General features: G+C 66.5%; 28 protein-coding genes, 2 tRNA genes and 1 pseudogene. 26 read left to right on the top strand and 5 right to left on the bottom strand.

Annotated elements, in window-relative coordinates; translation table 11 throughout:
- The first annotated feature begins 53 nt into the window (after nt 1–53).
- The 6 genes from C0V75_RS18755 to C0V75_RS18730 all read left to right on the top strand — a co-directional run bounded on the left by C0V75_RS18755 (nt 54) and on the right by C0V75_RS18730 (nt 8,203).
- Complete coding sequence (locus tag C0V75_RS18755) at nt 54–1,844, top strand: ATP-binding protein (RefSeq protein ID WP_101922509.1); 1,791 nt, start codon at nt 54–56, stop codon at nt 1,842–1,844.
- A complete protein-coding gene (locus C0V75_RS18750; RefSeq protein ID WP_101922508.1) occupies nt 1,841–3,184 on the top strand; it encodes a sigma-54 dependent transcriptional regulator in 1,344 nt (447 codons plus the stop codon). The genes C0V75_RS18755 and C0V75_RS18750 overlap by 4 nt, the downstream gene beginning before the upstream one ends.
- A 205-nt stretch (nt 3,185–3,389) precedes the next feature.
- Entirely contained in the window at nt 3,390–4,367 is a 978-nt protein-coding gene (locus C0V75_RS18745; RefSeq protein ID WP_101922507.1) for a tripartite tricarboxylate transporter substrate-binding protein, read from the top strand.
- Between the two features lie 54 nt (nt 4,368–4,421).
- Complete coding sequence (locus tag C0V75_RS18740) at nt 4,422–4,886, top strand: tripartite tricarboxylate transporter TctB family protein (RefSeq protein WP_101922506.1); 465 nt, start codon at nt 4,422–4,424, stop codon at nt 4,884–4,886.
- A gap of 10 nt (nt 4,887–4,896) precedes the next feature.
- Complete coding sequence (locus tag C0V75_RS18735) at nt 4,897–6,402, top strand: tripartite tricarboxylate transporter permease (protein ID WP_101922505.1); 1,506 nt, start codon at nt 4,897–4,899, stop codon at nt 6,400–6,402.
- Between the two features lie 130 nt (nt 6,403–6,532).
- On the top strand, nt 6,533–8,203 hold the full coding sequence (locus C0V75_RS18730; protein WP_101922504.1) for an alpha/beta-hydrolase family protein: 1,671 nt from the start codon (nt 6,533–6,535) through the stop codon (nt 8,201–8,203).
- A 4-nt stretch (nt 8,204–8,207) separates the two neighbouring features.
- Here the strand turns inward: C0V75_RS18730 and C0V75_RS18725 are convergent, their stop codons facing one another.
- The 3 genes from C0V75_RS18725 to C0V75_RS18715 all read right to left on the bottom strand — a co-directional run bounded on the left by C0V75_RS18725 (nt 8,208) and on the right by C0V75_RS18715 (nt 11,590).
- The gene (locus C0V75_RS18725) at nt 8,208–9,302 is read right to left on the bottom strand and encodes a calcium:proton antiporter (protein ID WP_216821480.1); all 1,095 of its coding nucleotides are present in this window, start codon (nt 9,300–9,302) and stop codon (nt 8,208–8,210) included.
- Nucleotides 9,303–9,386: 84 nt separating this feature from the next.
- Nucleotides 9,387–10,130 (bottom strand): hypothetical protein, encoded by a 744-nt coding sequence (locus C0V75_RS18720; RefSeq protein ID WP_254216530.1) that lies wholly within the window; start codon nt 10,128–10,130, stop codon nt 9,387–9,389.
- Nucleotides 10,127–11,590, bottom strand: coding sequence for an amidohydrolase family protein (locus tag C0V75_RS18715; RefSeq protein ID WP_101922503.1), 1,464 nt, complete (start codon nt 11,588–11,590; stop codon nt 10,127–10,129). Before C0V75_RS18715 ends, C0V75_RS18720 begins: the two co-directional genes overlap by 4 nt.
- Nucleotides 11,591–12,326: 736 nt before the next feature.
- Here C0V75_RS18715 and C0V75_RS18710 point away from each other — a divergent pair.
- The 3 genes from C0V75_RS18710 to C0V75_RS23075 are packed head-to-tail and all read left to right on the top strand — an operon-like array spanning nt 12,327 to nt 13,927.
- Nucleotides 12,327–13,421, top strand: coding sequence for a fatty acid desaturase family protein (locus tag C0V75_RS18710; protein ID WP_101922502.1), 1,095 nt, complete (start codon nt 12,327–12,329; stop codon nt 13,419–13,421).
- A 12-nt stretch (nt 13,422–13,433) separates the two neighbouring features.
- Nucleotides 13,434–13,748: a MocE family 2Fe-2S type ferredoxin gene (locus tag C0V75_RS18705; RefSeq protein ID WP_101922501.1), complete on the top strand. Its 315-nt coding sequence runs from the start codon at nt 13,434–13,436 to the stop codon at nt 13,746–13,748.
- Entirely contained in the window at nt 13,748–13,927 is a 180-nt protein-coding gene (locus C0V75_RS23075) for a hypothetical protein (RefSeq protein WP_158241884.1), read from the top strand. Before C0V75_RS18705 ends, C0V75_RS23075 begins: the two co-directional genes overlap by 1 nt.
- Nucleotides 13,928–14,051: 124 nt before the next feature.
- Here C0V75_RS23075 and C0V75_RS18695 read toward each other — a convergent pair.
- Nucleotides 14,052–14,126 (bottom strand) — tRNA-Thr (locus tag C0V75_RS18695).
- A 147-nt stretch (nt 14,127–14,273) separates the two neighbouring features.
- On the opposite strand from C0V75_RS18695, the gene C0V75_RS18690 reads away from it, so the two are divergent.
- The 9 genes from C0V75_RS18690 to C0V75_RS18650 all read left to right on the top strand — a co-directional run bounded on the left by C0V75_RS18690 (nt 14,274) and on the right by C0V75_RS18650 (nt 20,202).
- Nucleotides 14,274–14,468, top strand: a complete 195-nt coding sequence (locus tag C0V75_RS18690; RefSeq protein ID WP_101922500.1) for a hypothetical protein — start codon at nt 14,274–14,276, stop codon at nt 14,466–14,468.
- Nucleotides 14,469–14,477: 9 nt separating this feature from the next.
- The gene (gene murA / locus C0V75_RS18685) at nt 14,478–15,749 is read left to right on the top strand and encodes a UDP-N-acetylglucosamine 1-carboxyvinyltransferase (protein WP_101922499.1); all 1,272 of its coding nucleotides are present in this window, start codon (nt 14,478–14,480) and stop codon (nt 15,747–15,749) included.
- A complete protein-coding gene (locus C0V75_RS18680; protein WP_101922498.1) occupies nt 15,749–16,225 on the top strand; it encodes a DUF2948 family protein in 477 nt (158 codons plus the stop codon). Before murA ends, C0V75_RS18680 begins: the two co-directional genes overlap by 1 nt.
- A 334-nt stretch (nt 16,226–16,559) precedes the next feature.
- Nucleotides 16,560–17,870 carry a histidinol dehydrogenase gene (gene hisD, locus C0V75_RS18675; RefSeq protein WP_101922497.1) on the top strand — a complete coding sequence of 437 codons (1,311 nt, stop codon included), beginning with the start codon at nt 16,560–16,562 and terminating at the stop codon, nt 17,868–17,870.
- The gene (locus tag C0V75_RS18670; protein ID WP_101922496.1) at nt 17,867–18,343 is read left to right on the top strand and encodes a UPF0262 family protein; all 477 of its coding nucleotides are present in this window, start codon (nt 17,867–17,869) and stop codon (nt 18,341–18,343) included. The genes hisD and C0V75_RS18670 overlap by 4 nt, the downstream gene beginning before the upstream one ends.
- Nucleotides 18,344–18,408: 65 nt before the next feature.
- Nucleotides 18,409–18,813 (top strand): low molecular weight phosphatase family protein, encoded by a 405-nt coding sequence (locus C0V75_RS18665; RefSeq protein ID WP_371410708.1) that lies wholly within the window; start codon nt 18,409–18,411, stop codon nt 18,811–18,813.
- Nucleotides 18,810–19,220: a ketosteroid isomerase-related protein gene (locus C0V75_RS18660; protein ID WP_101922494.1), complete on the top strand. Its 411-nt coding sequence runs from the start codon at nt 18,810–18,812 to the stop codon at nt 19,218–19,220. The genes C0V75_RS18665 and C0V75_RS18660 overlap by 4 nt, the downstream gene beginning before the upstream one ends.
- Complete coding sequence (locus C0V75_RS18655; RefSeq protein WP_101922493.1) at nt 19,217–19,822, top strand: GNAT family N-acetyltransferase; 606 nt, start codon at nt 19,217–19,219, stop codon at nt 19,820–19,822. Before C0V75_RS18660 ends, C0V75_RS18655 begins: the two co-directional genes overlap by 4 nt.
- 119 nt (nt 19,823–19,941) lie before the next feature.
- Nucleotides 19,942–20,202 (top strand): glycine zipper domain-containing protein, encoded by a 261-nt coding sequence (locus C0V75_RS18650; RefSeq protein ID WP_101922492.1) that lies wholly within the window; start codon nt 19,942–19,944, stop codon nt 20,200–20,202.
- Nucleotides 20,203–20,248: 46 nt separating this feature from the next.
- On the opposite strand, the gene C0V75_RS18645 is transcribed toward C0V75_RS18650, so the two are convergent.
- Complete coding sequence (locus C0V75_RS18645) at nt 20,249–20,989, bottom strand: FkbM family methyltransferase (RefSeq protein WP_158241883.1); 741 nt, start codon at nt 20,987–20,989, stop codon at nt 20,249–20,251.
- 178 nt (nt 20,990–21,167) lie between these two features.
- Between C0V75_RS18645 and C0V75_RS18640 the strand changes: the two genes are divergently transcribed.
- From C0V75_RS18640 to C0V75_RS18600, 8 genes and pseudogenes are all read left to right on the top strand, one after another.
- Nucleotides 21,168–22,037 (top strand): carbon-nitrogen hydrolase family protein, encoded by an 870-nt coding sequence (locus C0V75_RS18640; RefSeq protein WP_101922490.1) that lies wholly within the window; start codon nt 21,168–21,170, stop codon nt 22,035–22,037.
- A 196-nt stretch (nt 22,038–22,233) separates the two neighbouring features.
- Complete coding sequence (infA, locus tag C0V75_RS18635) at nt 22,234–22,452, top strand: translation initiation factor IF-1 (RefSeq protein ID WP_023664579.1); 219 nt, start codon at nt 22,234–22,236, stop codon at nt 22,450–22,452.
- On the top strand, nt 22,449–23,024 hold the full coding sequence (locus C0V75_RS18630) for a nucleoside triphosphate pyrophosphatase (RefSeq protein WP_101922489.1): 576 nt from the start codon (nt 22,449–22,451) through the stop codon (nt 23,022–23,024). The genes infA and C0V75_RS18630 overlap by 4 nt, the downstream gene beginning before the upstream one ends.
- On the top strand, nt 23,021–24,064 hold the full coding sequence (locus C0V75_RS18625) for a ribonuclease E/G (protein WP_101922677.1): 1,044 nt from the start codon (nt 23,021–23,023) through the stop codon (nt 24,062–24,064). Before C0V75_RS18630 ends, C0V75_RS18625 begins: the two co-directional genes overlap by 4 nt.
- A complete protein-coding gene (locus C0V75_RS18620; RefSeq protein ID WP_101922488.1) occupies nt 24,061–24,243 on the top strand; it encodes a DNA gyrase inhibitor YacG in 183 nt (60 codons plus the stop codon). Before C0V75_RS18625 ends, C0V75_RS18620 begins: the two co-directional genes overlap by 4 nt.
- Before the next feature lie 205 nt (nt 24,244–24,448).
- Nucleotides 24,449–24,524, top strand: a tRNA-Phe gene (locus C0V75_RS18615).
- Between the two features lie 1,131 nt (nt 24,525–25,655).
- Nucleotides 25,656–25,997: an AAA family ATPase gene (locus C0V75_RS18610; RefSeq protein ID WP_158241882.1), complete on the top strand. Its 342-nt coding sequence runs from the start codon at nt 25,656–25,658 to the stop codon at nt 25,995–25,997.
- Nucleotides 25,957–26,909 (top strand): annotated as a pseudogene (locus C0V75_RS18600) (IS3 family transposase); the annotation flags it as partial. The gene C0V75_RS18610 and the pseudogene C0V75_RS18600, both read left to right, overlap by 41 nt.
- Nucleotides 26,910–26,998 lie beyond the last annotated feature (89 nt).

The following is a 26,998-nucleotide window of genomic DNA, read 5'->3' as shown; positions in this document are numbered from 1 at the left end:
CGGGTGGCGATCCGACATGCTTTCGCCGATCGGTTCGTGACGCGCGGGGGGACATGGCACGGCGAAGGCAGGGACGCATCGTGATGCTGCTGGCCGCGCTGTGCCTGCTGGTGACGCTGGCGGTGGACCGGCTGGCCACCCGCGCCGCACTGCGCGAGGGGCAGGCGCGGGCCGAAGTTACGCTGCGGCAGACGGTCAATGCGCTGGAAGGCCATATCCGGCGGTTCGAGGCGCTGCCCGCGCTGCTGGCCCGCGATGACGAGGTGCGGGATTTCTTCGCCGTTCCGCAAACCGCCGCGGGCATCGACTCGATGAATCTGTGGCTGAAGGCGACGAATGATCTGGCGGGATCATCCGATCTTTATCTGATCGCGCCGGACGGGGTGACCCTTGCCGCATCCAATTTCGACCGGCCGGACAGTTTCGTCGGCGAAAGCTTCACCTATCGGCCCTATTTCACCGATGCGCTGGCCGGAGGGACGGGGCGGTTCTTCGCGCTGGGCACCACATCGGGGGTGCGGGGCTATTACTTCGGGTCGCCGGTGCGGGATGGGTCCGGCCGGGTGATCGGGGTGGTTGCGCTGAAGATCGGGGTCGATGATCTGGAAGCGGCCTGGCGCAGTGCGGAATATGAAATCCTTGTCTCCGATCCGGAAGGGATCGTCTTCATGGCGACCGATCCGACCTGGCGCTATCGCGGCCTGTTGCCCCTGACGGCAGAGCGCGTGGCGCGGACCGAAGCCTCGCGCCGCTATGCGGAGATCGCCCTTGCGGAACTGGCGGTGCAGCGGGCAAGCGAGGGGCGGTTTGCGCTGCTGTCGCTGTCCTCGGGCGGGGTAGCGCGGGACTATCTGGAAGTGGAACGGGCGATGCCCGAAGCGGGCTGGACCGTGCATGTCTGGCTGGACACTGCGCCCTTGCGGGGACAGGCGCGGCTGACGGTGGCGGCGACGGTGCTGCTGCTTGGGGTGGCCCTGTCGCTGGGTTGGGCGCTGTGGCAGCGGCGGGCGCGGCTGGCGGAGCGGATCGCGTTGCAGGCCGCGGCGCAGGCCGATCTGGAACGGCAGGTGGCGGAGCGGACGGCAGACCTGACGCGGGCGAATGAGGAATTGCACCGGATGCAGGCCGATCTGGTGCAGGCGGGCAAGCTGGCGGCGCTGGGGCGGATGTCGGCGGCGCTGAGCCATGAGATCAACCAGCCACTGGCGGCGGCGCGGAACTGGGCCGACAGCGCGGCCTTGCTGATCGAACGGGGGGAGGTGGCGCGGGCGCGCGAGAACATCGGTCAGATCCTGTCGCTGATCGACCGGATGGCGGCGATTGCGCGCCATCTGCGCAACGTGGCGCGCAAGCCGGAGGAGCCGTTGAAGGTCTTTCCGCTGGCCCCGGTGGTGGCGGATGCCTTGCAGGTGGCCGAGACGCGGCTGAAGGCCTCGGGTCATGCGGTGCAGGTCGATCTGGCGCCCGACCTGCCGCTGGTGCGCGGGGGACCGGTGCGGTTGCAGCAGGTGATCGTCAACCTTCTGTCGAATGCGGCGGATGCGATGGAAGGGCGGGCGGGCGAGATCGAACTGGGTGCCCGCGCGGAGGGGGGCGAGGTGGTGATGACGGTGCGCGATCACGGGCCGGGGGTGGCGGCGGCGATTGCGGACCGGATCTTTGATCCGTTCTTCACGACGAAGACGGTGGGATCGGGCCTCGGGCTGGGCCTGTCGATCAGCTACAACATCATGAAGGATTTCGGTGGTGATCTGCGGGTGGCCAATCACCCCGAAGGCGGCGCGGTCTTTTCGGTGGTGCTGATGGCGGCGGGGCGGGCCGAAGGGGGGATGGCCGCGGAATGAGGCAGACCGTTCTTCTGATCGACGATGACGAGGCGATGCGGCGGTCCACGGAACAGGCGCTGGACCTTGCCGGGTTCGAGGTGAGCGCGCATGGATCGGCCGAGGCGGCGCTGGGGCAGGCGGGGCCGGGGCTGAACGGCGTGGTGGTCACGGATATCCGCATGCCGGGGATGGACGGGATGACCCTTCTTCAGCATCTGGGCGAGCGGGACCCGGAGCTGCCCGTGATCCTGATCACCGGCCATGCCGAGGTGAGCCTTGCGGTCGAGGCGATGCGGCGCGGGGCTTATGACTTCATCGAGAAGCCCTTTGCGGTGCAGACGCTGGCCACGGTGATCCGCCGCGCGCTGGAACATCGGGCGCTGGTGATGGAGAACCGACGGCTGCGGGCCGTGGCGGGGCAACGCGACGATGTGGAGGCGCGGCTGCCGGGCCGGTCTGCGGCGATGGTGGAGTTGCGGCGGCGGTTGCGCAGCCTCGGGCCATCGGAGGCGGATGCGCTCATCCTCGGGCCGACGGGGGCGGGCAAGGATGTGGTGGCGCGGGTGATGCATGACCTGTCGCCCCGCGCGGCGAAGCCCTTCATCGCCATCAATTGCGCGGCCCTCCCGGCGACGATGATCGAAAGCGAGTTGTTCGGACATGAGGCGGGAGCCTTTCCCGGCGCGATGCGGCCCCGTTTCGGGCGGTTCGAACATGCGCGGGGCGGCACGATCCTGCTGGACGAGATCGCCGCGATGCCGGTGGATTTGCAGGCAAAGCTGTTGCGGGTGTTGCAGGACCGGGTGATCACGCGGTTGGGGTCGAACGACCCGGTGGCGCTGGATGTGCGGTTTCTTGCGACATCCTCCGCCGATCTGGAGGCGGCGGTGGCGGCCGGGACGTTCCGGGCGGACCTTTACTGGCGGCTGGCCGTGGCGCGGGTGCAGGTGCCGGCGCTGGCCGGGAGGCGCGAAGATATCCCCGTTCTTTTCCTGCAATTGTTGCGCGAGGCGGCGGCGCGGCACGGGGTGGAGGATCGTCTGCCGCCGCCGGAACTGCTGGCGGCCTTGTCGGCCTGCGACTGGCCGGGGAATGTGCGCGAGTTGCGCAATGCGGCGGATCGCTTCATCCTTGGCCTCGACTGGCTGGAGGGGGCGGGGGCGACGGCGCCCCGGTTGGCCGAGCGGGTTGCGGAATTCGAGCGCAGCGTGATCGCCGCGGCGATTGCCGCGCATCGGGGGCGGCTGCGGCTGGTCTATGAATCGCTGGGGATCAGCCGCAAGACGCTGTATGAGAAGATGCAGAAGCATGGGCTGGACCGCCGCCTGATCGTCGATCCGGACGACGCGGAGGGGTAGGGCCACCCCCGATGGGTGGAAACCCACCCATGCCATCCGGCCCGATGTCACCTTTTCCACCCAAGGCCCGGCGCAGCGCGGGGTTTTCGCGCGGGCGTCACGCCATTGACCCTTTCCGTAACGCGCTCGTGACGGATTTGCTGTGGGCAACCACAGGGCGAGGAGGCTCTGCGGGGCAATCACAAGCCACGTCTGGGAGGACATCATGGCACAGAAGACCTTGCTTGCCGGTCTGGCGACCGGCCTTTCGCTTGCGGCATCCGTGACCTTCGCGCAGGCCTATCCCGAACGGCAGATCACCATGGTTGTGCCCTTCGCGGCAGGCGGGCCGACCGATACGGTGGGCCGTCTGATCGCGGAGCGCATGTCGGCCGATCTTGGCCAGCAGATCATCGTCGAGAATGTGGGCGGCGCGGGCGGCACGCTGGGCGCGGGGCAGGTGGCCACGGCCGAGGCGGATGGCTACACGATCCTGTTGCATCACATCGGGATGGCGACCAGCGCCACGCTCTATCGCAACCTTGCCTATAACCCGCTGGAAGCCTTTGAATATGTGGGTCTGGTGACCGAAGTGCCGATGACCATCGTGGCGCGCAAGGATCTGGAACCTGCGGATTTCACGAGCCTCGTGACCTATGTGAAGGAAAATGCCGACACGATCACCATGGCCAATGCCGGGATCGGGGCGGCGTCGCATCTGTGCGGGATGCTGTTCATGCAGGCGCTGGAAGCGCCCATCGTGACGGTGCCCTACAAGGGAACCGGTCCCGCGATGACCGAGCTTCTGGGCGGGCAGATCGACATCATGTGCGACCAGACCACCAACACGGCCGAGCAGATCAAGGGCGGCACGATCAAGGCCTATGCGGTGACGACACCCGCGCGGCTGGACATCTTCCCGGACCTGCCGACGGTGGCCGAGGGCGGTTTCCCGGGGCTTGAGGTTTCGGTCTGGCACGGGGTCTATGCGCCCAAGGGCACGCCCGCCGATGTGGTGGCGCGGCTGTCTGCCTCGTTGCAGGTGGCGCTGGCCGATCCGGGGATCGCGGCCAAGCTGGCGGAACTGGGCACCGCGCCCTCGCCCGCGGCGGATGCGACGCCGGAGGCGCTGAAGGCCAAGCTGGAGGGCGAGATTGCCCGCTGGAAGCCGATCATCGAAACCGCCGGCGTCTATGCCGACTGAGGATGGCGGGCCGCACCGGAAGGTGCGGCCCTTTTCCACAAGCGAGAGGCCGACATGAAAGTCGCATCCTTCGACCGGACCGATGCCGCCGCAGGCATCCTCTTCATCGGCTTCGGCCTGTTCTTCGGCATCCAGTCGCTGGGCCTGGAACTGGGCACGGCTTTCCGCATGGGGCCGGGCTATTTCCCGCTGGTGCTGTCGGGCGTGCTGATCGGGTTCGGGCTGCTGATCCTGTTCAACGCGCTGAAGACGGAGGGCGGGGAGGGCATAGGATCCCTGGCCTGGCGGGGGATGGCCTTCATCCTGCTGGCGCCGATCTTCTTTGGCCTGACGGTGCGGGGGCTGGGGTTCATTCCGGCGATCCTGCTGACCACGCTGATCGCGGGGCTGGCCTCGTTCAAGATGCGGCTGCCCTGGGCGCTGGCTCTGGCGGTGGGCGTGACGATCTTTTCGACGCTGGTCTTTTCCTATGGGCTTGGTCTGCCGTTCCGGCGCATCGGCCCGTGGCTGACTTTCTGAGGGGCGCGAGATGGACCTGCTTTCAAACCTCGCGCTTGGCTTTGCGACCGCCGCCTCGCCCGAGAACCTGTTCTTCTGCCTTGTCGGCGTGATCCTTGGGACGCTGATCGGGGTGCTGCCGGGGATCGGGGCGACGGCGACGATTGCCATGCTGCTGCCGATCACCTTCCAGTTGGAACCGGTATCTTCGCTGATCATGCTGGCGGGCATCTACTATGGCGCGCAATATGGCGGATCGACGACGGCGATCCTGATCAACATGCCCGGCGAAAGTTCGTCTGCCGTCACGGCCATCGACGGCTATCAGATGGCGCGGAAGGGCAAGGCGGGCACGGCGCTGGCGGTGGCGGCGCTGGGGTCCTTCTTTGCCGGGACGGTGGCGACGCTGCTGGTCGCGCTGTTCGCGCCGCCCTTGACGGCGATTGCGCTGAACTTCGGGGCGGCGGAGTATTTCAGCCTGATGGTGCTGGGCCTTGTTTCGGCCATCGCGCTGGCCCATGGGTCGATCCTGAAGGCGCTGGCGATGGTGGTGCTGGGGCTGCTTCTGGGTCTGGTGGGAACGGATATCTACACGGGCGAGCCGCGCTTCAATCTGGGGATAGCGGAATATGCCGATGGGCTGAACTTCGTGGCGCTGGCTGTGGGGGTGTTCGGGATCGCCGAGATCCTGCGCAATCTGGAGGGCGAGCAGGACCGGACGGTGCTGGGCACGAAGCTGGCCGGGCTCTTTCCGTCGAAAGAGGACCTCAAGGCCATGCTGGCGCCGATGGTGCGGGGGACGGCGGTCGGGTCGGTGCTGGGCATCCTGCCGGGCGGAGGGGCGGTGCTGGCCTCTTTCGCGTCCTACACGATGGAAAAGCGCCTGTCGGACCATCCGGAGGAGTTTGGCAAGGGCGCGGTGGCGGGCGTCGCGGGGCCGGAATCGGCCAATAACGCGGGCGCGCAGACGAGTTTCATCCCCCTGCTGACGCTGGGCATTCCGGCCAATCCGGTGATGGCGCTGATGGTGGGGGCGATGATCATTCAGGGCATCGTCCCGGGCCCCAATGTGGCCACCGAACAGCCTGCGCTGTTCTGGGGGATCATCGCCAGCATGTGGATCGGCAACCTGATGCTGGTGGTGCTGAACCTGCCCCTGATCGGGCTGTGGGTGCGGCTGCTGAAGGTGCCTTACCATGTGCTGTTCCCGATCATCATGGCCTTCTGTTCCATCGGGGTCTATTCGGTGAACTCCAATGTCTATGACCTCTTCGCGGTCGCCTTCTTCGGGTTGATGGGCTATGTGCTCATCAAGCTGCGCTGCGAGCCTGCGCCTTTGCTGCTGGGCTTTGTGCTGGGTCCGATGCTGGAAGAGAACCTGCGGCGGGCGATGATCCTTGGCCGGGGCGATCCGACGGTGTTCCTGACGCGGCCGATCAGCCTGACCCTGCTTTTGCTGACGGTGGCGGTGCTGGTGATCGTGCTGCTGCCGTCCATCCGCAAGAAGCGCGACGAGGTCTTTGTCGAGGCGGATTGACGCGTGGCGCGCGTTGACCTGCGCCGGTCGGCATGGTCATCTTGAGAGGGCCGGGGGTGACAAGCCCCCGGCCTTTTCGTTGGTGGTGAGCGGGTCTGAGAGGGCGCGACAGAAGCGGAGGCGCGGCATCATGGCGAAGGACCGGGTCAAAGCGGGCGGTGCGGGGCGCAGGCGGTTGCTGGCCCGGCCATCGGCCCCCGGTCTGCTTTTGGCGGCGCTGTTCTTCGGGCTGTCGGTGACGCCGTCGATGGTGCCGCGCGCGCCGGAATTGCAGGGCGTGCTGGGCGGTGTCGTGGCGGGGATCGGCTACGGGCTGTGGTGGGCCTGGGCCGCGACTGCGCGCTGGATGGGCCTTGGGCCGCTGTGGCGGATGCCGCAGCCCCTGCGGGTGGCGCTGATGGCGGGGGCCGGTCTGGGCCTTGGCCTCTGTCTATGGCGCGCGGCCTATTGGCAGAATTCCATCCTGCTGGCCTGGGGACTGCCGGAGGGAAAAGCCTCGGCCCCCATTCGCATCGCGCTGATCGGGGGGGCGGTGTTCCTGATCCTGCTGCTGCTGGGGCGGGTCTTCGCCGGATCGGTGGATGCATGGCAGCGGCGGAGCCGGCGCCTGCTGCCGCCGCGCGTGGCGCAGGGGGTAGGCCTGGTCGTGGCGCTGGCGATCTTTGGCACGCTGATCGACGGGGTTGCCTTTCGCGGGCTTCTGCGGGCGCTGGACAATGGGGCGCGGGTGGCGGACGGGCTGATCCCGCCCGAGGAGGCGCCGCCGACATCGGCCTTCGTCAGCGGCGGGCCGGGATCACCGCTCGACTGGCAGGAGATGGGGCGCTGGGGGCGGAGTTTCGTGTCCTCCGGCCCGGATGCGGCGGCGATCGGGGCCTTCTGGGGCGGGGCGGCGCTGGAGCCGATCCGCGTCTATGTGGGGCTGAACGCGGCGGACACGCCCGAAGCGCGGGCGCGGCTGGCCTTTGACGAAGTGCTGCGCCTTGGCGGGTTCGACAGGGCGGTCCTTGTGGTGGCGATGCCGACCGGATCGGGCTGGCTGGACCCCGGTGGGGTGGATACGCTGGATTACATCGCGCGTGGTGATGTGGCGACGGTGGCGGTGCAGTATTCCTATCTGCCGAGCCCGGTTTCGGTGGTGGTCGATCCGACGCAGGGCGTGGCCGAGGCGGCGGCGCTGTTCGACATCATCTATCGCCATTGGGTGACGCTGCCGAAGGAGGCGCGGCCCCGGCTTTATCTGCATGGGCTGAGCCTTGGGGCCTTCCTGTCGCAGGAGACGGTGCCGCTGCTGGACCTTTACGCCGATCCGATCGACGGGGCGCTGTGGGTGGGGTCGCCATACCTTAGCGAATTCTGGCAGATGGTGCAGGCACGGCGGGTGGCGGGCAGCCCGGCCTGGCGGCCGCGCTTCGGCAACGGGTCACTGATCCGGACGATGAGCCAGCAGGGCGCGGCAGAGCAGGTTGACGCAAGCTGGGGGCCGATGCGGTTCGTGCTGCTGCAATATGGCAGCGATCCCATCGTGTTCTTTGACTGGTCGCTGGCCTGGGCGCGGCCTGACTGGCTGGGGGCGGAACGCGCCCCGGATGTGTCGCCGCTGATGCGCTGGATTCCGGTGGTGACGCTGTTTCAGGTGGGGATGGACATGGCGGTGGCGGTGGGGACGCTGGGCTTTGGCCATGATTATCTGGCGCGGGATTACATCCCGGCCTGGGTCGAGACGCTGGCCCCCGAAGGCTGGACCCCGGCCGAGACGGCGCGGTTGCAGGCGCATCTGGCGGGGCTGGTGCCGCGCTGAGGCGTCAGGGCATGGCGGACAGCGTCAGGAAGGCCCCGAAGATCACCAGATGGATGCCGCCCGTAAGCGCGGTGGTCCGCCCCATGGTGAGCGAGAGCGTCGCCATGAACAGGCTGAGGACGAGAAGCACGATATGTTCCGCCTCCAGCCCGAGAACCAGCGCCTGACCTTGCAGGAGCGAGATCAGCGCCACCGTCGGGATGGTGAGGCAGAGGCTGGCCAGGGCCGATCCCAAGGCGAGGTTGACGCTGGTTTGCAGGCGGTTCGCCTGCGCGGCGCGGAGAGAGGCCACGCCTTCCGGCATGAGCACGACAAGGGCGATGGCCACGCCGACAAGGGCCTCGGGAAGACCGGCGCGGGTTACCCCTGCGGCAACGGGCGCGGCGAGGAGTTCGGCCAGCAGCACGACGGCGATGAGGGAGAGCGGCAGCAGGCCGAGGGCAAGGCGGAAGCTGCGGGCATCGACCGGGCCGTGAGGCGCGTCGCTGTCCTGCGGTTCGGCGAAATCCTCCTTGTGGCGCACGGTCTGGGCATGCAGGAAAAAGCCGTAAAGGGCGAGCGAGACAACCGCGACGAAGGCCAGTTGCGCCGGGGCATAGAGCGGGCCGGGTGTCGCCACGGTGAAATTCGGCAGGACGAGCGCGAGGACGGCAAGCGTGCCCAGCACGCCGAGCGCGGAGGCGGCGCTGTGGGGTTGCAGGGTCTGGCGGTGATGCCGGAGGCCGCCAATCAGCAGGCAGAGGCCGAGGATGCCGTTCAGAACGATCATGATCGCGGCAAAGACGGTGTCGCGGGCGACCGCGCTTTCGCCTTCGGGAGCTGAGAGGAGGAGGGAGACGATCAGCGACACCTCGATCACCGTGACGGCAAGGGCGAGGAGGATGGAACCGAAGGGCTGACCCACGCGATGGGCGATGGTTTCGGCATGATGGACTGCCGCGAAGACGGCCCCGAAGAGAAGCGGCAGCGCGGGCAGGATCGCCCAGAGCGGCAGGGCATGGTGCCAGAGCGTCATGCCAAGACCGGCGAGGCCGAGGGCGGCCAGAGGCGCGAGGATCGTCCAGATCGGGGTGACCGTGGCGGGTTCGGCTTCGGTCAAGATCGGGTCTCCAGCGGCCGGATGGCGGGGCTGCGCCAGCTTGTCACGGCAGAGCGCGGATCGGCAAGGGATGGAGCAATGCCGTCAGAATTGCAGCGTGAGACCGAGGAGCGGCCCGCTCATCGCGCCGTCGAAGACGGTGCCCCCTTCGCTGTAATCCACCGCAAGGTGCCGCCAGCCGAGGGAGAGCCAGAGACCATCGCGCGCCTGCCAGTTGGCGGTGACAGCGGCCTGCCAGGTGAGATCGGACCCGATGCCGAAGCCGCCGATATCGGCATAGCTCAGGATCGACCAGCGGTCGGTCAGCGACGTGTTCACCCGGACGGCGAGGATCGGATCGACGAAACTTGCCGACGGGGCGATGCTGGGGCCCGGGGTGGTGATGGCGCCGTCAATGTCCCAGCCGCGCAGGCCGCCGAGGACATCGACGCTTGTGCCGCCGCCTGCGTCGAAGCGGCGCCCTGCGGCGAGGGTCAGGGATTTCAGCGTCACTTCGCCAGTGGCAGGCAGGCCGGGCGGGATGATCCCGGCGCGGGAGGAACTGGAATAGGTCAGGTCTCCGAAAAAGACGAGGTTGCCGCGGCGCGCAAGGCCCGTGGCGAAGAAGGCGGCATCAAGGTCGTCCAGCACCTCTGAAAGAGACTTGTCGAAGGACAGGGTCGGCGCGCCGGCAAGCGGCGTGAAATCCCCGCCGACACCTGCGCCCCAGCCGTAGACCGTGACCTGGCCCGACCAATCCTGCGCGGTTGCGGGAAGGCCCGTCTGTGCCAGCAGCGCCGCGAGGGTTGCGGCGAGGACGGTGACGGGGCGGGACGGCGATCTGGTCATGCCAACGCCTCCTTGAAGATGCGGCCGCCCTTCATGATCAGGCGAAGGTTGGTGTCAGGGTCGGCAATGGCGGAAAGATCGGTTTCCAGATCGCCATCCCAGACCAGCAGATCGGCGAGCGCCCCTTCGGCCACCACGCCGAGCCGCCCCTGATAGGGTGCGCGTTCCCCTGAAAGCGCCAGAAGATCCCCTGCCGCACCGGTTGCCATGCGCAAAGCCTCGAGCGGGGGCATGAAGCGGGTGAGTTTCGCAAGCTGGCGGCCCTGTGTCGCCGCGCCGGAGGGATTGAAGAGGACATCCGTGCCAAAGGCCATGTTCACGCCCTCGGCCCGGCCCATCTGGAAGGCCCGGACGGTGCCTTCGGCGACCTGCTGCTGCTTGGCGATGCTGCGCGGGTCGGAATACTGGTTGGAATCCTCGTCGGCGAGGAAGGGCTGGATGCTCCACCATGCGCCGCCCTCGGCCATGGCGCGGATGGTGGCGTCGTCGGCCAGTTGGCCATGTTCGATGGATTTCACCCCGGCCTCGAGGCAGCGCAGGATGCCGGTCGGGGTATAGACATGGGCGCAGACATAGGTGCCCCAGTCGGCGGCGGCCTCGACCGCGGCGCGCATTTCGTCGAGCGTGTATTGCGCGGTGTCGAGCGGATCATAGGGCGAGGCGACGCCGCCACCCGCCATGATCTTGATCTGGCTGGCGCCCTTCATCAGTTGTTCGCGGGTGCGACGGAGCACCTCGTCCCGGCCATCGGCGATGGCGGCGACGCCCTGGCGTTCAGTGTGGTCAGCGGCATCGCCCGGCATCCGGGGCAGGCTGTTCAGAAGGCGGAAGTCGCCATGGCCCGAGGTCTGGGATAGCATGGCGCCCGAGGGGAAGATGCGCGGGCCGGTGACGGCGCCCTGGTCGATGGCCATCTTCAGGCCGAAGACCGGGCCGCCCGTATCGCGCAGGGTGGTGAAGCCGCGCATCAGCGTGGCCCCGGCCTCGCGTCCCGCCATCAGATGAACCCAGCCGATATCCTGTGTCAGCGCGGCGATCTGGCTGACGCCGACCAGCGTGGCATGCCAGTGGCAGTCGATCAGACCCGGCGTGACGGTGCGCCCGCCGCAATTGATGATGTCGGCCTCGGCGGGGCCGGTGCCGGTGGCGGGCAGGCCGGTGATCCGGCCGCCTTCGATGACGATGTCGCGGCCGGATTGCAGCGCCAGCGTTGTGCCGTCGAAGAAGCGCAGGTTGGTCAGGACCGTGGGGCGGCCCGGAGACTGGGCGCGTGCGTCGCGCGGGGCAAGGCCGAAGCCTGCAAAGAGGCCGACGACGGAGGCGGCGCCACCCAGGAGCTGTCGGCGGGTTATGTCGGCCTCCAGCCGCGCCATGGCGGCCCGGGTTTCGGGCGCGCCGCAGAGGCAGGGGTTGATCGGCGCATGGCCCGCTTCGATTGCTTCGCCACAGGAAAGACACATGGCCGGGCTACCTCCATGATCGGGAAATGTTTTGGAAAAGATCAATCGCAATACATGTTTACGATGCGCGCGCGGCGTCGCGAAAGCAAGCGCGGCCTTGGCACGGTTCGATTCCTTGATGAGCAGTGGCGGTGCCCCATCCCCTGGCTTTTGCGCCCTGTTCCTGCGCCCGGCGTGGCAGGGAAGAGCGTCCCCGCATGGCCCGCGTCAAGCGATGCTGTTCGACGTGCTGCCGCATCATGTGCCGCAAATGGGCAGCGCCAGCGGGGGGAACTGTTCGAAGGCGCCGAGGATCACGGCGCCGGGCGCGATGCGGACGGTGACATCGGTCGCTGCCTTTCCTGAGAGGGGCAGGGGTCGCCGAATGAAATTTCAGGGAATTCAAAGGGATACGGAGGGTGACGAAGGGGTTCGTTGCCCTGCCCATCCAGCGATGAGACCTTGATCAGCCCGCACCGGATGATCCCGCCCCGCGAGGCATGCTGCCCGCCCGGCAGGATCGTTGCGCCGCAGCGAGGATGGCTGCATGAATATGCCGGATCCTCGGCGGATGGAGTACTTGTTCCGAATGGCGTGCAGTCTTCGTTGCCTTCCTGCCGATGACAGGTCTGTCGGCTTGGGGCAGGGATTGATGAAGGGTCCGGAACATCCAGAATTCACCCTATCGCGTAACGGAACGACTGTTCTAAGCTTTCCTCAAGATCGGGGCCAATGCGCCCCTGACGGGAGGGATCACATGGCGAGACGAGACTACAGCCTGCTCGGCCCCGATGGCGCGCGCGCCGTGGAAACCGGGCTTGCCGCGGCAGAGTGGTACCATACAGATGTCCCTCGCAAGGTTATGAAAGAGTTGATGCAGCGGTCGGATCAGCCGGCGATCCGCGACACGATCCTTCTTTATGGCTGCATGATCGGCTTTGCTTCGGCGGGCATCGCCCTGTGGGGAAGCTGGTGGTGCGTTCCCTTCTGGCTGGCTTACGGGGTGCTCTACGGCTCTGCTTCGGATTCCCGTTGGCATGAATGCGGGCATGGCACGGCCTTCAAGACGGCATGGATGAACAATGCGGTCTATGAAATCGCCTCCTTCATGATCATGCGGAATTCGGCCACCTGGCGGTGGAGCCATGCGCGGCATCATACCGACACCTATATCGTGGGTCGCGACCCCGAGATCGCGATCATGCGGCCCCCGGCCTTCGTGAAGCTGATCGGCAGTTTCTTCGGAATTCCCGAAGTGATCGACTTCTTCCCCCGGATGATCCGCAACGCCCTGTCCGGCCCGACGGCGGAAGAGCGCAGTTTCGTGCCGCAATCCGAATGGGGCAAGGTGCAGCGCGTGGCCCTTGTCTATCTGGCGATCTATGCGGCGACAGTCGGGCTGGCGCTCTGGATGCAGTCCATCCTGCCCCTCATGGTGATCGGTCTGCCGCGCCTCTATGGTGCCTGGCACCATGTGATGACCGGGCTGTTGCAGCATGGCGGGCTGGCCGACAACGTGATCGACCATCGGCTGAATTCACGCACTGTCCTGATGAACCCGATCAGCCGGTTCATCTACTGGAACATGAACTATCACGTCGAACATCACATGTTCCCCATGGTTCCGTATCACGCGCTGCCGCGGCTGCATGAGACGATCAAGCACGACCTCCCCTCCCCCAACCGCTCCATCCCCGAGGCCTTTGCCGAGATGTGGCCCGCCCTGCGCCGCCAGCTTGCGCATGAGGATTTCTTCCTGCGGCGCGACCTGCCGCCCGGCGCGAAACCCTATCGCGAGGATTTTCACCGCGCCGCCCTGGGCGAGATGCCCGATGCCCTGCCTGCCGAATGAGGACTGCCTGAAATGCCCCAATGGATCCGCGCCTGCGCCACCGATGACGTCGATGAAGAAGACCTGATCCGCTTTGATCACGGCGGGGCCACCTATGCCATCTACCATTCCCCAGAGGGCGATTTCTTTGCCACTGCGGGCCTTTGCACGCATGAGAACGTGCATCTCTGCGACGGGCTGGTGATGGGCCATCTGATCGAATGCCCCAAGCATAACGGGCAGTTCGACTATCGCACGGGCGAGGCGAGGCGTGCGCCCGTCTGCGTGAACCTGCGGACCTTCCCGGTGAAGGTCGAGGGGGCCGATGTCTTTATCGAGGTGCCGTGATGGCGGCCCGCCTGACGGTGCGCGACCTGCTGGACCTGCGGGGAAAGCGCAGGTTCGCCATGCTCCGCGTCGCAACGCTGGAAGAGGCCGAGGCGGCGGAGCGGGCGGGGGTGGAGCGGCATTCCGTGGGGGTTCTGGCCTTCCGCGACTGGCTGGACAGGGTGGCGGCGGGGCGCTGATCCGCCCGTCGCCTTTGTCCCCTTGCCCCGTGTCCGACCTGCCGTATCGGGCAGGACAACGGTCGCGCCCATGCTGCGGCGGGGATGGGCGAAGGAAGTATTTCCGCCAGTTCAAGGGGATGGATGGTGCTGCAAGAGAGGATTGAACTCTCGACCTCTCCCTTACCAAGGGAGTGCTCTACCACTGAGCTACTGCAGCGCCAGGGCCGGGTGCGGGTTGGGCCCGCGCGGCGTGGCGGGTGAATAGCCGCGATCAGGGGCGGGTGCAAGAGCAAACATGGGCGGGATCGGCCGGTCTGGCGGGGGCTGGCTGGACCCCTGTCGCGGCTTCGTATAGGAAGCGGGCATGAGCCCGAAAGCATCGGAACCACAGGCGGGGAAGGCGGGGCGTCCGGCGGCGGAGATGACGCGGGACGAGCGGCGCAAGGCTGCGCTGAAGGCCAATATGGCGCGGCGCAAGGCGCAGGCCAGGGCGCGCGCCGAAGGGGCGGGAACACAAGATGCGGGGGGCGACGGTGGCCCTGACCGCGAGGATGGGTGAGGCGGGCGGATGGATTCGATTCTGGTCAAGGGCAACGGGGCGCTGAACGGGGCGATCCCGATCGCGGGGGCGAAGAATGCCTGTCTGACGCTGATGCCGGCGACCTTGCTGACCGAGGAGCCGCTGACGCTGACCAATGCGCCGCGGCTTTCGGATATCCGCACCATGACGCAGCTTCTGCAATCGCTGGGCGCGGAAGTGGCGTCCTTGCAGGATGGGCTGGTGCTGGCGATGTCGTCGCATGACATCGACAATCACCGCGCGGATTACGACATCGTGCGGAAGATGCGGGCGAGCATACTTGTTCTGGGGCCGATGCTGGCGCGGGACGGGCATGCGGTGGTGTCGCTGCCGGGCGGATGCGCCATCGGGGCGCGGCCGGTGGACCTGCATCTGAAGGCGCTGGAGGCGATGGGGGCGGAGCTGGACCTGCGCGAGGGCTATGTCCATGCCAAGGCGCCCGGCGGGCGGCTGAAGGGGGCGGTGATCGAGTTTCCCTTCGTCTCGGTCGGGGCCACGGAGAATGCGCTGATGGCGGCGACGCTGGCCAAGGGGACCACGGTTCTGAGGAACGCGGCGCGGGAGCCGGAAATTGTCGATCTTGCCCAATGCCTTAGGAAGATGGGGGCCGAGATCGAGGGTGAGGGGACATCCACCATCACCGTGCAGGGCGTGGACCGGCTGCATGGCGCGACCCATCCGGTGGTGACCGACCGGATCGAATTGGGGACCTATATGCTGGTGCCGGCGATCTGTGGCGGCGAGGTGGAATGTCTGGGCGGACGTATCAATCTGGTAGGCGCCTTTGCCGAGAAACTGGATGAGGCGGGCATCTCGGTGACCGAGACGGAGCGGGGGGTGAAGGTCACGCGGAAGAACGGGCGGGTGCGCGCCGTGAACGTGACGACGGAGCCTTTCCCCGGCTTTCCGACCGACCTTCAGGCGCAGATGATGGCGCTGCTTTGCACCGCCGAGGGCGTGTCGGTTCTGGAGGAAAAAATCTTTGAAAACAGGTTCATGCATGCGCCCGAATTGATGCGGATGGGGGCGCGGATCGACGTGCATGGCGGCACTGCGACGGTGACGGGGGTGGAGCGGCTGCGCGGGGCGCCGGTGATGGCCACCGACCTGCGGGCCAGCGTGAGCCTGATCCTTGCCGGGCTGGCGGCAGAGGGCGAGACCATCGTGAACCGCGTCTATCACCTTGACCGCGGCTATGAGCGGGTGGAGGAAAAGCTGCGGGCCTGCGGGGCGCAGATCGAACGGATCAAGGGCAACTGATGGTGGATGCGCGCTTCGAGGATGGGGAGATCGGCCCGCTGAACCTTGTGGCGCGGGATGCGGAGGATCTTCAGGTTGTTTCGACCCTTGTGCAGGATGCGGTGCTGACCGGCGCGGACCTGAAATGGGAGCGGTCGAAGCGGAGATTTGCCTGTCTCATCAACCGCTTCCGCTGGGAGGACCGGGAAGCCGCCGAGGCCGCCAAGCGGCCTTATGAGCGGGTGCGGGCGCTGCTGGTGATCGAGGATGCGGGGGCGGTCCGGTCGCAGGGGATTGACCGGGGGGACCCGGAAACGGTGCTGTCGATCCTGTCGCTGGCCTGGGAGCCGGGGGAGGACGGGACAGGGGCGGTGACGCTGGTCCTGGCAGGGGATGGGGCGGTGCGGGTGGAGGTGGAGGCGATGGAAGTGACGCTGCATGATGTCACGAAGCCCTATGTCGCACCGAGCCGGAAGAAACCGGTGCATCGGGATTAATCAAGCCGTTGAAATCGCTGCAATTCGGCGGAAACGGCTGTGGCGCGCGCTGTGCCGCAATCTGTGCAGCAAAGTGTACATACAAATCTGGAGAGGCGAGGGGGCCGCGGGTTGGTTAACCGTGCGGGGGCGCACAGGATTTGCCGGATCTTGTGGGTGGGGCACTTGGCGCCGCAGGATTGGCTTGGGGGTGGGGCGATAGGGTTTGATTATGGGTAGGGTGCGTGCTTGCACGCACGGTTCCGGGGGCGTGGTGCGTGCGAGCACGCACCCTACGGCTTGAGTGGCCCCCTCTCGCGCGCTAGATGGGGCGGACCCTGCGGAGGCTGTTTCCATGACCTTTTTCCTCTCTACCCGCGACGCCGGTTTCGAGGCGGAGTTCGCGCAGCTTCTGTCGATGAAGCGGGAAGAGGCGGAAGATGTGGATCAGGCCGTGGCCGCCATCATCGCCGATGTGCGGGCGCGGGGGGATGCGGCGCTGATCGAGCTGACCGCGCGCTTCGACCGGCTGGAGCTGACCGCCGACCGGCTGGCCTTTTCCGAAGGTGAGATCGAGGCCGAGATTGCCAAGGTTTCTGCCGAGGATCGGGCGGCGCTGGAACTGGCGGCCGCGCGCATCCGGGCCTATCACGAAAGGCAGCGCCCAGAGGATGCAAGCTGGACCGATGCGGCGGGGGCGACGCTTGGCTGGCGCTGGACGCCGGTTTCGGCGGCGGGGCTTTATGTGCCGGGGGGGCTGGCCTCTTATCCGTCTTCGGTTCTGATGAATGCCATACCGGCCAAGGTGGCGGGGGTGGGGCGGCTGGTCGTGACCTGCCCGACGCCGGGGGGCGTGGTCAATCCGCTTGTGCTGCTGGCGGCGCGGATCGCGGGGGTGGATGCGATTTACCGCGTGGGGGGCGCGCAGGCGGTGGCGGCGCTGGCCTATGGGACGGCGACCATCGCGGCGGTGGACAAGATCACCGGGCCGGGCAATGCCTATGTGGCGGCGGCGAAGCGGCGGGTCTTTGGCCGGGTGGGGATCGACATGATCGCGGGGCCGTCGGAGGTTCTGGTCATCGCGGATGGGGACAATGACCCGGACTGGATCGCGCTGGACCTGCTGTCACAGGCCGAGCATGACGAGAGCGCGCAGGCCATCCTGATCACCACCGATCCGGCCTTTGGCATGGCCGTGGCGGGCGCGGTGGAGGCGCGGCTGGAGATGCTGGAGCGGCGGGCCATCGCGGGGGCATCCTGGCGCGACAATGGCGCGGTGATCGTGGTGCGCGATCTGGAGGAGGCGGCGGATCTGGCGAACCGGATCGCGGCGGAGCATCTGGAGATCATGGTGGCGGACCCCGAGGCGCTGGCCGCGAAGATCCCGCATGCGGGGGCGATCTTCCTTGGGGCGTGGACACCGGAGGCGATTGGCGATTACGTGGGGGGGCCGAACCATGTGCTGCCGACGGCGCGGTCGGCAAGGTTTTCCTCGGGGCTGAATGTGCTGGACTTCATGAAGCGGACGACGATGGCGCGGATGACGCCCGAGGCGCTGCGCGCCATCGGGCCGAGCGCGGAGCGGCTGGCGATTTCCGAGAGCCTTGAGGCGCATGGGTTGAGCGTGCGGGCGCGGCTGGACCGGTTGAATGGGGGGAGCGCATGAACCGCATCTGCCATATCGAGATTGACGAGAAGGGCTTGGCACGGCCGACACCGGAGATCGAGCAGGAGCGCCGGGTGGCGATCTTTGACCTTCTGGAGGAGAACTCCTTCGCGCTGCCGGTGCGCGAGGGGCGGGCGGTGGTGCCGGGGCCTTACCGGCTTGGCCTGGCGATCCGCGAGGGGCGGCTGGTCTTCGACATCGGGTCGGAGGCGGGCGAGAAGGTGGGGGAGTTCCACCTGTCGCTTGGCCCCTTCCGGCAGGTGGTGAAGGATTACTTCCAGATCTGCGAGAGCTATTTCGAGGCGGTGAAGCGCCTGCCGCCGAGCCAGATCGAGGCGATCGACATGGCGCGGCGCGGCATCCACAACGAGGGGGCGCGGGTCTTGCAGGAGCGGCTGGAGGGCAAGGCCGAGGTGGACACGGACACGGCGCGGCGTCTGTTCACGCTGATCTGCGTCCTGCACTGGGGTTGATCTTGGGGCAGGAGTTTCCGACCTCGATCCTGTTCTGCTGCGATCACAACGCAGTCCGGTCGCCGATGGCGGAAGGGCTGATGAAGAAGATGTATGGCCAGAAGGCCTATGTCCAATCGGCGGGCGTGAAGAACGACATGGAGGTGGACGGGTTTTCCATCGCCGTCTGCAAGGAGTTGGGGATCGAGCTGTCGCGGCACCGGTCGCGCAGTTTCGAGGAGATGCAGGAATGGGGGGATGATCTGTCGCAATTCGACCTGATCGTCGCCCTGTCGCCCGCAAGCCAGAGAACGGCGCTGGAGTTGACCCGCTATTACCATCTGGACGTAGAATACTGGCCGATCCTTGATCCCACGGGCCTTGGCGAAAGCCGGGAGGCGAAGCTGTCGGCCTATCGGCAGGCGCGGGACCAGATCAGGGACAGGATGCTGGCGCGGTTCGGGCCGCCTTTGGAAGAGGATGCGACATGACGAGAGCGGAAGCCATGGCCCTGATCGGGCGCTATTACGCGGCCTTCAATGCGGGGGATGCGGCGGGCATGCTGGATTGCGTGGCCGAGGATGTGGAGCATCGGGTGAACGAGGGCGGCGTGCGGCGGGGCCGGGCGAAGTTCGCCGAGTTCTGTTCGCATATGGGCGTGAGCTATCGGGAAGAGTTGAAGGACATGGTGATCTTCGCGAGCGATGACGGCGCGCGGGGGGCGGCGGAATTCGTGGTGCATGGCGAATATCTGAAGACCGATCCGGGCCTGCCGGAGGCGAAGGGGCAGCGTTATATCCTGCCGGCGGGCGGGTTCTTTGACATCAGGGATGGCAAGATCGCGCGGGTGACGACCTTCTACAACCTGAATGACTGGATCGCGCAGGTTTCCGCATGACGCGCGCGCTGCCCGAGGGGATTTCCGTTCGGGCGCTGCGCGGGGCGGCGCTGGAGGCGGCGCTGGAGGATGTGGCGCGGCTGCGCATCGCGGTGTTCCGGGACTGGCCCTATCTTTATGACGGGTCGCTGGACTATGAGCGGGAATATCTGAGCACCTATCGCGACTCGCCGGGGGCGCTGCTGGTGGGGGCGTTCTTTGGCGATGTGCTGGTGGGGGCCTCCACCTCGACCCCGATGGAGGATCATGCGGGGGAGTTTGCCGCGCCGATGCAGGGGCGGGGCGTGGCGCTGGAGAAGATCCTCTATGGCGCGGAATCGGTGCTGCTGCCGGAATATCGCGGCAAGGGGATCGGGCATCGCTTCTTTGACCTGCGCGAGGATCATGCGCGGGCGCTGGGGCGGACGCATGTGGCCTTTTGTTCGGTGATGCGGCCTGCGGATCACCCGCTGCGGCCAGCGAGCTATCGCACGAACGATGCCTTCTGGCAGGGGCGCGGCTATGCGCCGGTGCCGGGCGCGGTGGCGGAGTTTTCCTGGAAGGACCTGGGGCAAGAGGGCGAGACGGTGAAGCCGTTGCAGTTCTGGATGCGGGAAATCTGAGCGCGGGGATCGGCTGGAAACGGCCCGAGTCCGGGGCGGGGCGGCCCGGTGTTATTGCATAGCAAGGTGTGACTTGGGACAGTCGGGGCCTTGTGCAGAACAACCCCGGAGGACCTGCAATGAAAAAGACCATCCTTCTGACGATCATCGGCCTTGGCACCGCCGCCTGTGTTCCCGCCGCAGATCAGGCGACGCTGGGCGGGGCCGCGACGGGCGCCCTGCTGGGCGCGGCGGTGTCGGATTCCGATGACCGGGTCGAAGGCGCGATCATCGGCGCGGCCGTCGGCGGTGTGGCGGGCAACCTGATCGGGCGGGCGAATACGCCGAATGACTGCGTCTATGAAGATGCCTATGGCCGCCGCTATGTGGCGCGCTGCTGATCTTGCGTGACGGGGGAGGGGGCGCCGGTGGCGCCCCCTTTTCGCATCAGGGTCGGCGCGGGCCGATCAGGACATTGCGGTTGAAGCGGAAGGCGCGGCCTTCCACGAGCGGCGTGTAGTCGTTCTGGTCCAGCCAGCGGGCGAAGCGGTCTTCGTTGGTCCTGGCCAGTTCGAGGAAGATTTTCGGGCGCGATCGGGCGATGTTCGCGGCGAAGCCTTCGAGCACGTCGAGTTCCATGCCTTCGACATCAATCTTCAGGAAATCGAGCGCGCGATCGGTGAAGAGGTCGTCGCCTGCGCGGAGTTCGATCTCGCCGCTGCCTTCGACCAGTTGCGTTGCGCCGAGATTGTTCTCGCGGGCCGAGAGGCCAAAGCCGCTTTGGCTGCGGTTCGAGATGCCGAAGCCGAGGGCCGAGAGATCGGCCTTTTCGAGCAGGTCGTTGAGGATGAAGTTCGAGACGAGAAGCCGGTACGCCGCGGGGTTGGGTTCCAGCGGGATCACCAGGCGGGCCCCGCAGAACCGGGCCGCGAAGATGGAATGGTTCCCGGTGTTCGCGCCGATGTCGCAGAACACGCCGCCCGGGGGGAAATGCTGGCGGATGAGGTCCAGTTCCTCGGGTTCGTAGAAGCGGCCGCGCATCTGCTTGCGCTGGATGCGGTCGCCGGGATTGGCGATGGAGAAGAAGATCGGCTGGCCTTCGATGACGGTCCGGACCACCTGCATCTCGGGCGGCACGCAGAAGCGGTCTCGGAACCTGATCCAGCGTCTGATTTCCTCCAAGGACACCTTGACCTCCATGCAAGGGGCCGCTGTCCTGCGGCACCGGCATCAGAATCCTCATCTTTGGCTGCCGACGCAAGGCGGTCCACCGAGGGAGGGAGACAGCGCCGGGAGGCGCGTGTCGCCCCTTGCCGTCGCGCAGAGGCGCTGCTTATCTGCCTGGGCCCTGCCTTGGAGACCCGCGATGAAGATCGCTGCCGCTGCCTATCCGCTGGATTTTCTGGCCGAGTTTGCCGCCTATGCGGCGAAGGTCACGGCCTGGGTGGAGGAGGCCGTGGCGCAGGGGGCGGAACTGCTGGTCTTTCCCGAATATGGGGCGATGGAGCTGGCCTCGCTGGGGGGGGCGGCTGTGGCGGCCGATCTGGAACGCGCGCTGCATGAGGTGGCGTCGCATCGGGCAGAGGTGGACCGCCTGCATCTGGACCTGACCGCGCGGCATGGGGTGCATATCCTGGGTGCTTCGGGGCCGGTTTTCCCGGCGGCCGGGGCGCGGCCGGTGAACCGGGCGACGTTGTATGGGCCGGGCGGCATCGTCGGGCATCAGGACAAGCAGATCATGACGCGGTTCGAGCGGGAGATCTGGTTCGTGGAGCCGGGCGAAGGCCTGCCGGTCTTTGACACGCCGCTGGGGAAGATCGGGGTGCTGATCTGCTATGACAGCGAATTCCCGCTGCTGGCGCGGAAGATGGTGGAGGCGGGGGCGGAGGTTCTGCTGGTGCCGTCCTGCACCGACAGTCTTGCAGGGTTCACGCGGGTCAGGGTCGGTGCCATGGCGCGGGCGCTGGAGAACCAATGCGTGACGGTGCAGGCGCCCACGGTGGGGATGGCGGAGTGGTGCCCGGCGGTGGATGAGAATGTGGGGCGCGGGGCGATCTATGGCCCGCCCGACCGGGGCTTTCCGCCGACGGGGATCCTGGCCGAGACGGGGTTGAACGAGGCCGGATGGGCGGTGGCGGAGGTGGAGCTTGCCGCCATCCACGAGGTGCGGCGCGCGGGGGGCGTGCTGAACCATCTGCATTGGGGCGAACAGGCCGACCGCATCGCCCGCGCCTGAAGCGGCCTGCAAGGGGGAGCGCTGCCTTTGCCCCTTCATCTTGGCCCAAATACTCATCTTCCCCGGCCCCTGCGCCGTGCTGCCGAAGAAGGGGTGCGTCTTTACTTTTCCCTTGAAAATCCGCCCTGACAGGCGCATTAGGCGGCGCTAAGCGCAAGGCGAAGGCTTTTGCGCCCCAACCCCATTTGGAGTGACCATGGCCAAGGAAGACATCCTCGAATTCCCCGGTGTCGTGAAGGAACTCCTGCCGAACGCGACATTCAGGGTCGAGCTGGACAACGGCCATGAACTGATCGCGACGATGGCAGGCAAGATGCGCAAGAACCGCATCCGCGTTCTGGCGGGCGACAAGGTGCAGGTGGAGATGACGCCCTACGACCTGTCGAAGGGCCGCATCAACTATCGGTTCAAGTGAAGCTGATCCTCGGATCGGGCAGCCCGCGCCGGAAGGAGCTTCTGGCGCAGTTGGGCGTGGTGCCGGATGCGATCCTGCCGCCCGATATCGACGAAGACCCCCGGAAGGGGGAACTCCCCCGCCCCTATGCGGCACGGCTGGCGCGCGAGAAGGCGGCGGCTGTCGCGGCAGGCCCCGATGACATCGTGCTCTGTGCGGATACGACGGTGGCCCTGGGCCGTCGCATCCTGGGCAAGCCGCGCGATGCCGGAGAGGCGGCGGAATTCCTGACGGCGCTGGGCGGGCGGCGGCATCAGGTGATCACGGCGGTGGCCGTGCGGCGCGGCGACCGGGTCTGGGCGCGGGAAAGCGTGAGCGCCGTGAAGATGAAGCGGCTGTCGGATGCGGAGCTGAACGCCTATCTGGCGGGGGGCGAATGGGAGGGCAAGGCCGGGGCCTATGCCATCCAGGGCGCGGCGGGGGCCTTCATCCCGTGGATTTCGGGCAGTTTCACCGGCATCGTGGGCCTGCCCTTGGCCGAGACCGCAGCCCTGCTGGCGGCGGCGGGATGGCCGGTCTGGAGGCAGGGATGAAGGGGCGCGTGGTCTGTCTGGACGAGATCGACGGGCGGCGCGCGGCGGCCCTGATCGTGGATGGGCGGCTGGAGGACCTGCTGGTCGATCCGGCGGGGGATGACCCTTTGCCGGGCGCGATCTATCGCGCGGTGGCGGACCGGCCCGTGAAGGGGCAGGGCGGCATGTTCGTGAAGCTGCCGGGGGGCCTGTCGGGTTTTTTGCGGCAGGTGTCGGGCATTGCGCCGGGGCAGCGGATCATCGTGCAGGTGACGGGGCAGGCGGAGGCGGGCAAGGCGGTGCCGGTGACGGCGCGGCTTCTGTTCCGGTCGCGCTGGGCCATCGTGACGCCGGGGGCGCCGGGGCTCAATATCTCGCGCCGGATCCGGGATGAGGCGGTGCGGGCGGAGTTGCAGGCGCTGGCCGTGGCCGGGATGGAAGGCGCGGCAGCGGATCACGGGCTGATCCTGCGGTCGGCCTGCGAGGGGGCCGATCCGGAAGAGGTGGCCGAGGACATCGCCGCGATGCGCGATCTGGCGGCGGCGGTGGTGGCGGACCTGTCGGGGGGGCCGGAACTGCTGGTCGATGGGCCGGATGCGCATGAGGCGGCCTGGCGCGACTGGGCGGAACCCGCGCCGGATGAGGTGATGGAGGGCGGGTTCGAGGCGATGGGGGTGTGGGAGATGATCGACGCGCTGCGGTCCCCCCGCGTGGCACTGCCCGGGGGCGGGCATATGATGGTGGAACCCACGCGCGCGCTGGTGGCGGTGGATGTGAATACGGGGCCCGATACCTCGCCCGCGGCTGCGATGAAGGCCAATGTGGCGGCGGCGCGCGATCTGCCGCGGCAGTTGCGGCTGCGGGGTCTGGGCGGGCAGGTGGTGGTGGATTTCGCGCCGATGACGAAGAAGGACCGCGGCACGCTGGACCAGGTGCTGAAGGCGGCCTTCCGGGGCGAGGGCGAGGCCAATCTGGCGGGCTGGACAGGGCTGGGGCTTTACGAGCTGACGCGCAAGCGGGACCGGCTGCCGCTGGCGGCCTTGCTTGGGGGGAAGGCATGAGTTGCCCGATCTGCGGGAAGGAGGTGGTGGCGGCCTACCGCCCCTTCTGTTCGCGCCGCTGCGCCGATGTCGATCTGGGCCGCTGGCTGACCGGAAGCTATGCGATCCCGGTGGCGGAGGAAGAGGAGGAGGACCCGCCGCCGCCGTCGGGAGAGGAGCGGCCGGAGCGGCCGCAATAGGGCGGCAGTCGGGGGCATAGCTTGCGCCGCCGGCGCGTCCTGCCGGTTCGGCGCGGGTGCGGGCCGATGCTGCCGCCGCCGGGGTCTTGGGGGATGGCGGGGACGGCTGGCGGAGTGGCGAAAATCTTGGCGAAACCCTCTGGACAGCCCCGCCCGCCTGACGTATCACCCGCCCACCCGAAGGGCAGCGCCCTACGGTGACGGTGCCCAGATAGCTCAGTTGGTAGAGCAGCGGATTGAAAATCCGCGTGTCGCTGGTTCGATTCCGGCTCTGGGCACCATTTTTCTTTTCAAAGAATCTCTAACCTCTTGAAAATAAAGAAAATATTGAAACTCCTCGGCTCAGCGAGCCTGTTTTTGTATCACATTTTGTATCACATTCGATTCCGAGAAGCGGCGATTCTGGCGCTGTTTTGGGGCTGAGTGCTCATAGGCCGAAAATTGGTCGGTTCTGGTGCAGGCTCGTGGCGGTTCGCTGTGTGGAGACCATCAGCACGCTTTGGCTCCGCCTCTATGGCTCTGCTGCTAGGTTCCGGTTGCGCCCTCTTGCGCTGGAATCGCTTGAGAGCTTCGACCTGATGTCGCGGATGATCCCTCCCTGGCGCAGGTGATCTTGCCACAATACCTTCTGCCCAATTCCCAGCGGTGACCGTGCATCCAGTTACTGCGCTCTACGCCTAGGTAGCTTGGAGGGGCATATCGGATGTGTGTCGGTGTATGCGAGGTTTGGGCGGACGCGGTCTCGTTCTCTGTTGGAGGTTTGCGCTTGCCCTGTCTTGCCCCAGTCACGAAATGGAACCGATCAGCGGCGACGTTTTTATTCCTAATCAACGGGTTAGAAGAATCGTTGTGCTGCGAGTCGTCGGAATTTTTTGAAAAAACGCGTTGTCAACATTATAGAGATGACATCACGTCGATGTGATTCGCCTTATCGGATTTTAATTTGTAAACGAGCGACACCAAACGGAGGTGCAACATGCGCAGCAGAGAAGGAATATAGCCGAAACTTACAGCGGATGGCAAAACCATCGGTCTGTTGCGCAAGCCGAAGTCAAGGCATTTGAGCCGAGGCAACTCCGTCTGACTTAATCAGACATTTGGTCTCACGGTGAGAGGACGCGTCGGCGTCGTCGGTGAATTCTCACCCCATGGACCCACGAAATCTACGTCCGCAATTTCGCGGGCTTGGATGGCATGCGCACTGTGCTGGCACAGATGCATGCAAACAACCTCTGCAATTGTAAAGAAAGGAAATTTCAATGCGGGAAAGAACTAAGACTACTAGGTCCAGAAAGACCACCCAGAAGACAAAGACTAAGGCAAGCAGGGCTCCGTCTCGCAAGCGCAGGAATACAGGCACCAATGGCGAGCTTCGCCACCAGGCAGTGGGGGTAAACAAGCTCGAAGCCTGCATGGTATCGACGGCTGACATGCTGAAAAGCCGAGCGCAACCGCTCGACTTTGTTTTCCCGACCGTGCTTCGCGGCACGGTATGCGCTCTCATTGGAGCGGGCGGTGTTGGGAAGAGCGGCTTTGCTTTGCAGACCGGCATTTCCGTGGCCGTCGGTCGCGATGTCTTTCACCTTTGGGGAGACCCAGATGCGCCCGTCACGATCAAGAAGGGCAAGGTGCTCTACATTTCTGCCGAAGACGGCAAAGTGGACTTGCCCGGAAAATGTGGAGAGCACCAACTGAGGAACCAGGAGGTGTTCTATGGGAAACGGGAACAGACCGACGCCGGAGTTTCGGCGTGAAGCTGTGCGGCTGGCGCTGACCAGCGGTCGGACGCGGCGGGAGATTGCGGAAGATTTGGGAATCGGCTTGTCGACCTTGACGCGATGGCTTGGTCAGGAGCGCGATGCAGCTGAGCCGAGTGAGGCACCTGTCGATCTGCATGCCGAGCTGAAGCGGCTGCGGCGGGAGAATGCGGTCCTGAAGCAGGAGCGCGACATTCTAAAAAAAGCCGCGGCCTTCTTCGCGAGCGAGGGAAATCGGTGAAGTTCGCCTTCATCGATGCAGAGAAGGCCCGTTTCCCGATCAGCCGGATGTGCAGCGTCCTCGGAGTCAGCCAGAGCGGCTTCTTCGCGTGGCACGAACGACCTGCCTGTTTGCGCCAGCAGCAGGACATGGTCTATCTGGCGCATATCCGGACGGCCTTCGCGCTGTCGAACGGCACCTATGGCAGCCCCCGAATGCACCGCGATCTCGTCGACGAGGGCCATGAGATCGGGCGGCATCGCACGGCACGCCTGATGCGCGAGAACCAGTTGATCGCGCGGCAAAAGCGACGGTTCAAGCGCACGACGGACAGCGAACATGCCTGGCCCGTCGCCCCGAACCTCGTGGCGCAGGACTTCACCGCAGATGGCCCGGACCGGAAGTGGGGGGCGGACATCTCCTACATCTGGACGGCAGAGGGCTGGCTCTACCTCGCTGTCATCCTGGATCTCTTCTCGCGGCGCGTCGTCGGCTGGGCCACGAGTGACCGCCTGAAGCGCGATCTTGCCGTGGAAGCCCTGCGCCGTGCTCTGGTGGCTCGCAACCCCGCGCCCGGGCTGGTCCATCATTCCGACCGCGGATCGCAATACTGCTCTGTCGACTATCAGGCGCTGCTCCGAAAACGCGGCATCCTGATCTCGATGAGCGGGCGCGGGAACTGCTACGACTGTGAGTATGGTATCGCAGCCTGATGGCCTGACCCATGCTACGATTGACTCCGTGTCATTGTGTTGACGTGTCGACCATCAGGTTGCCC

This window comes from Tabrizicola sp. TH137 (genome assembly GCF_002855575.1).
Taxonomy (GTDB): Bacteria; Pseudomonadota; Alphaproteobacteria; order Rhodobacterales; family Rhodobacteraceae; genus Paragemmobacter.
This window is presented reverse-complemented; position numbering and strand designations above follow the sequence as displayed.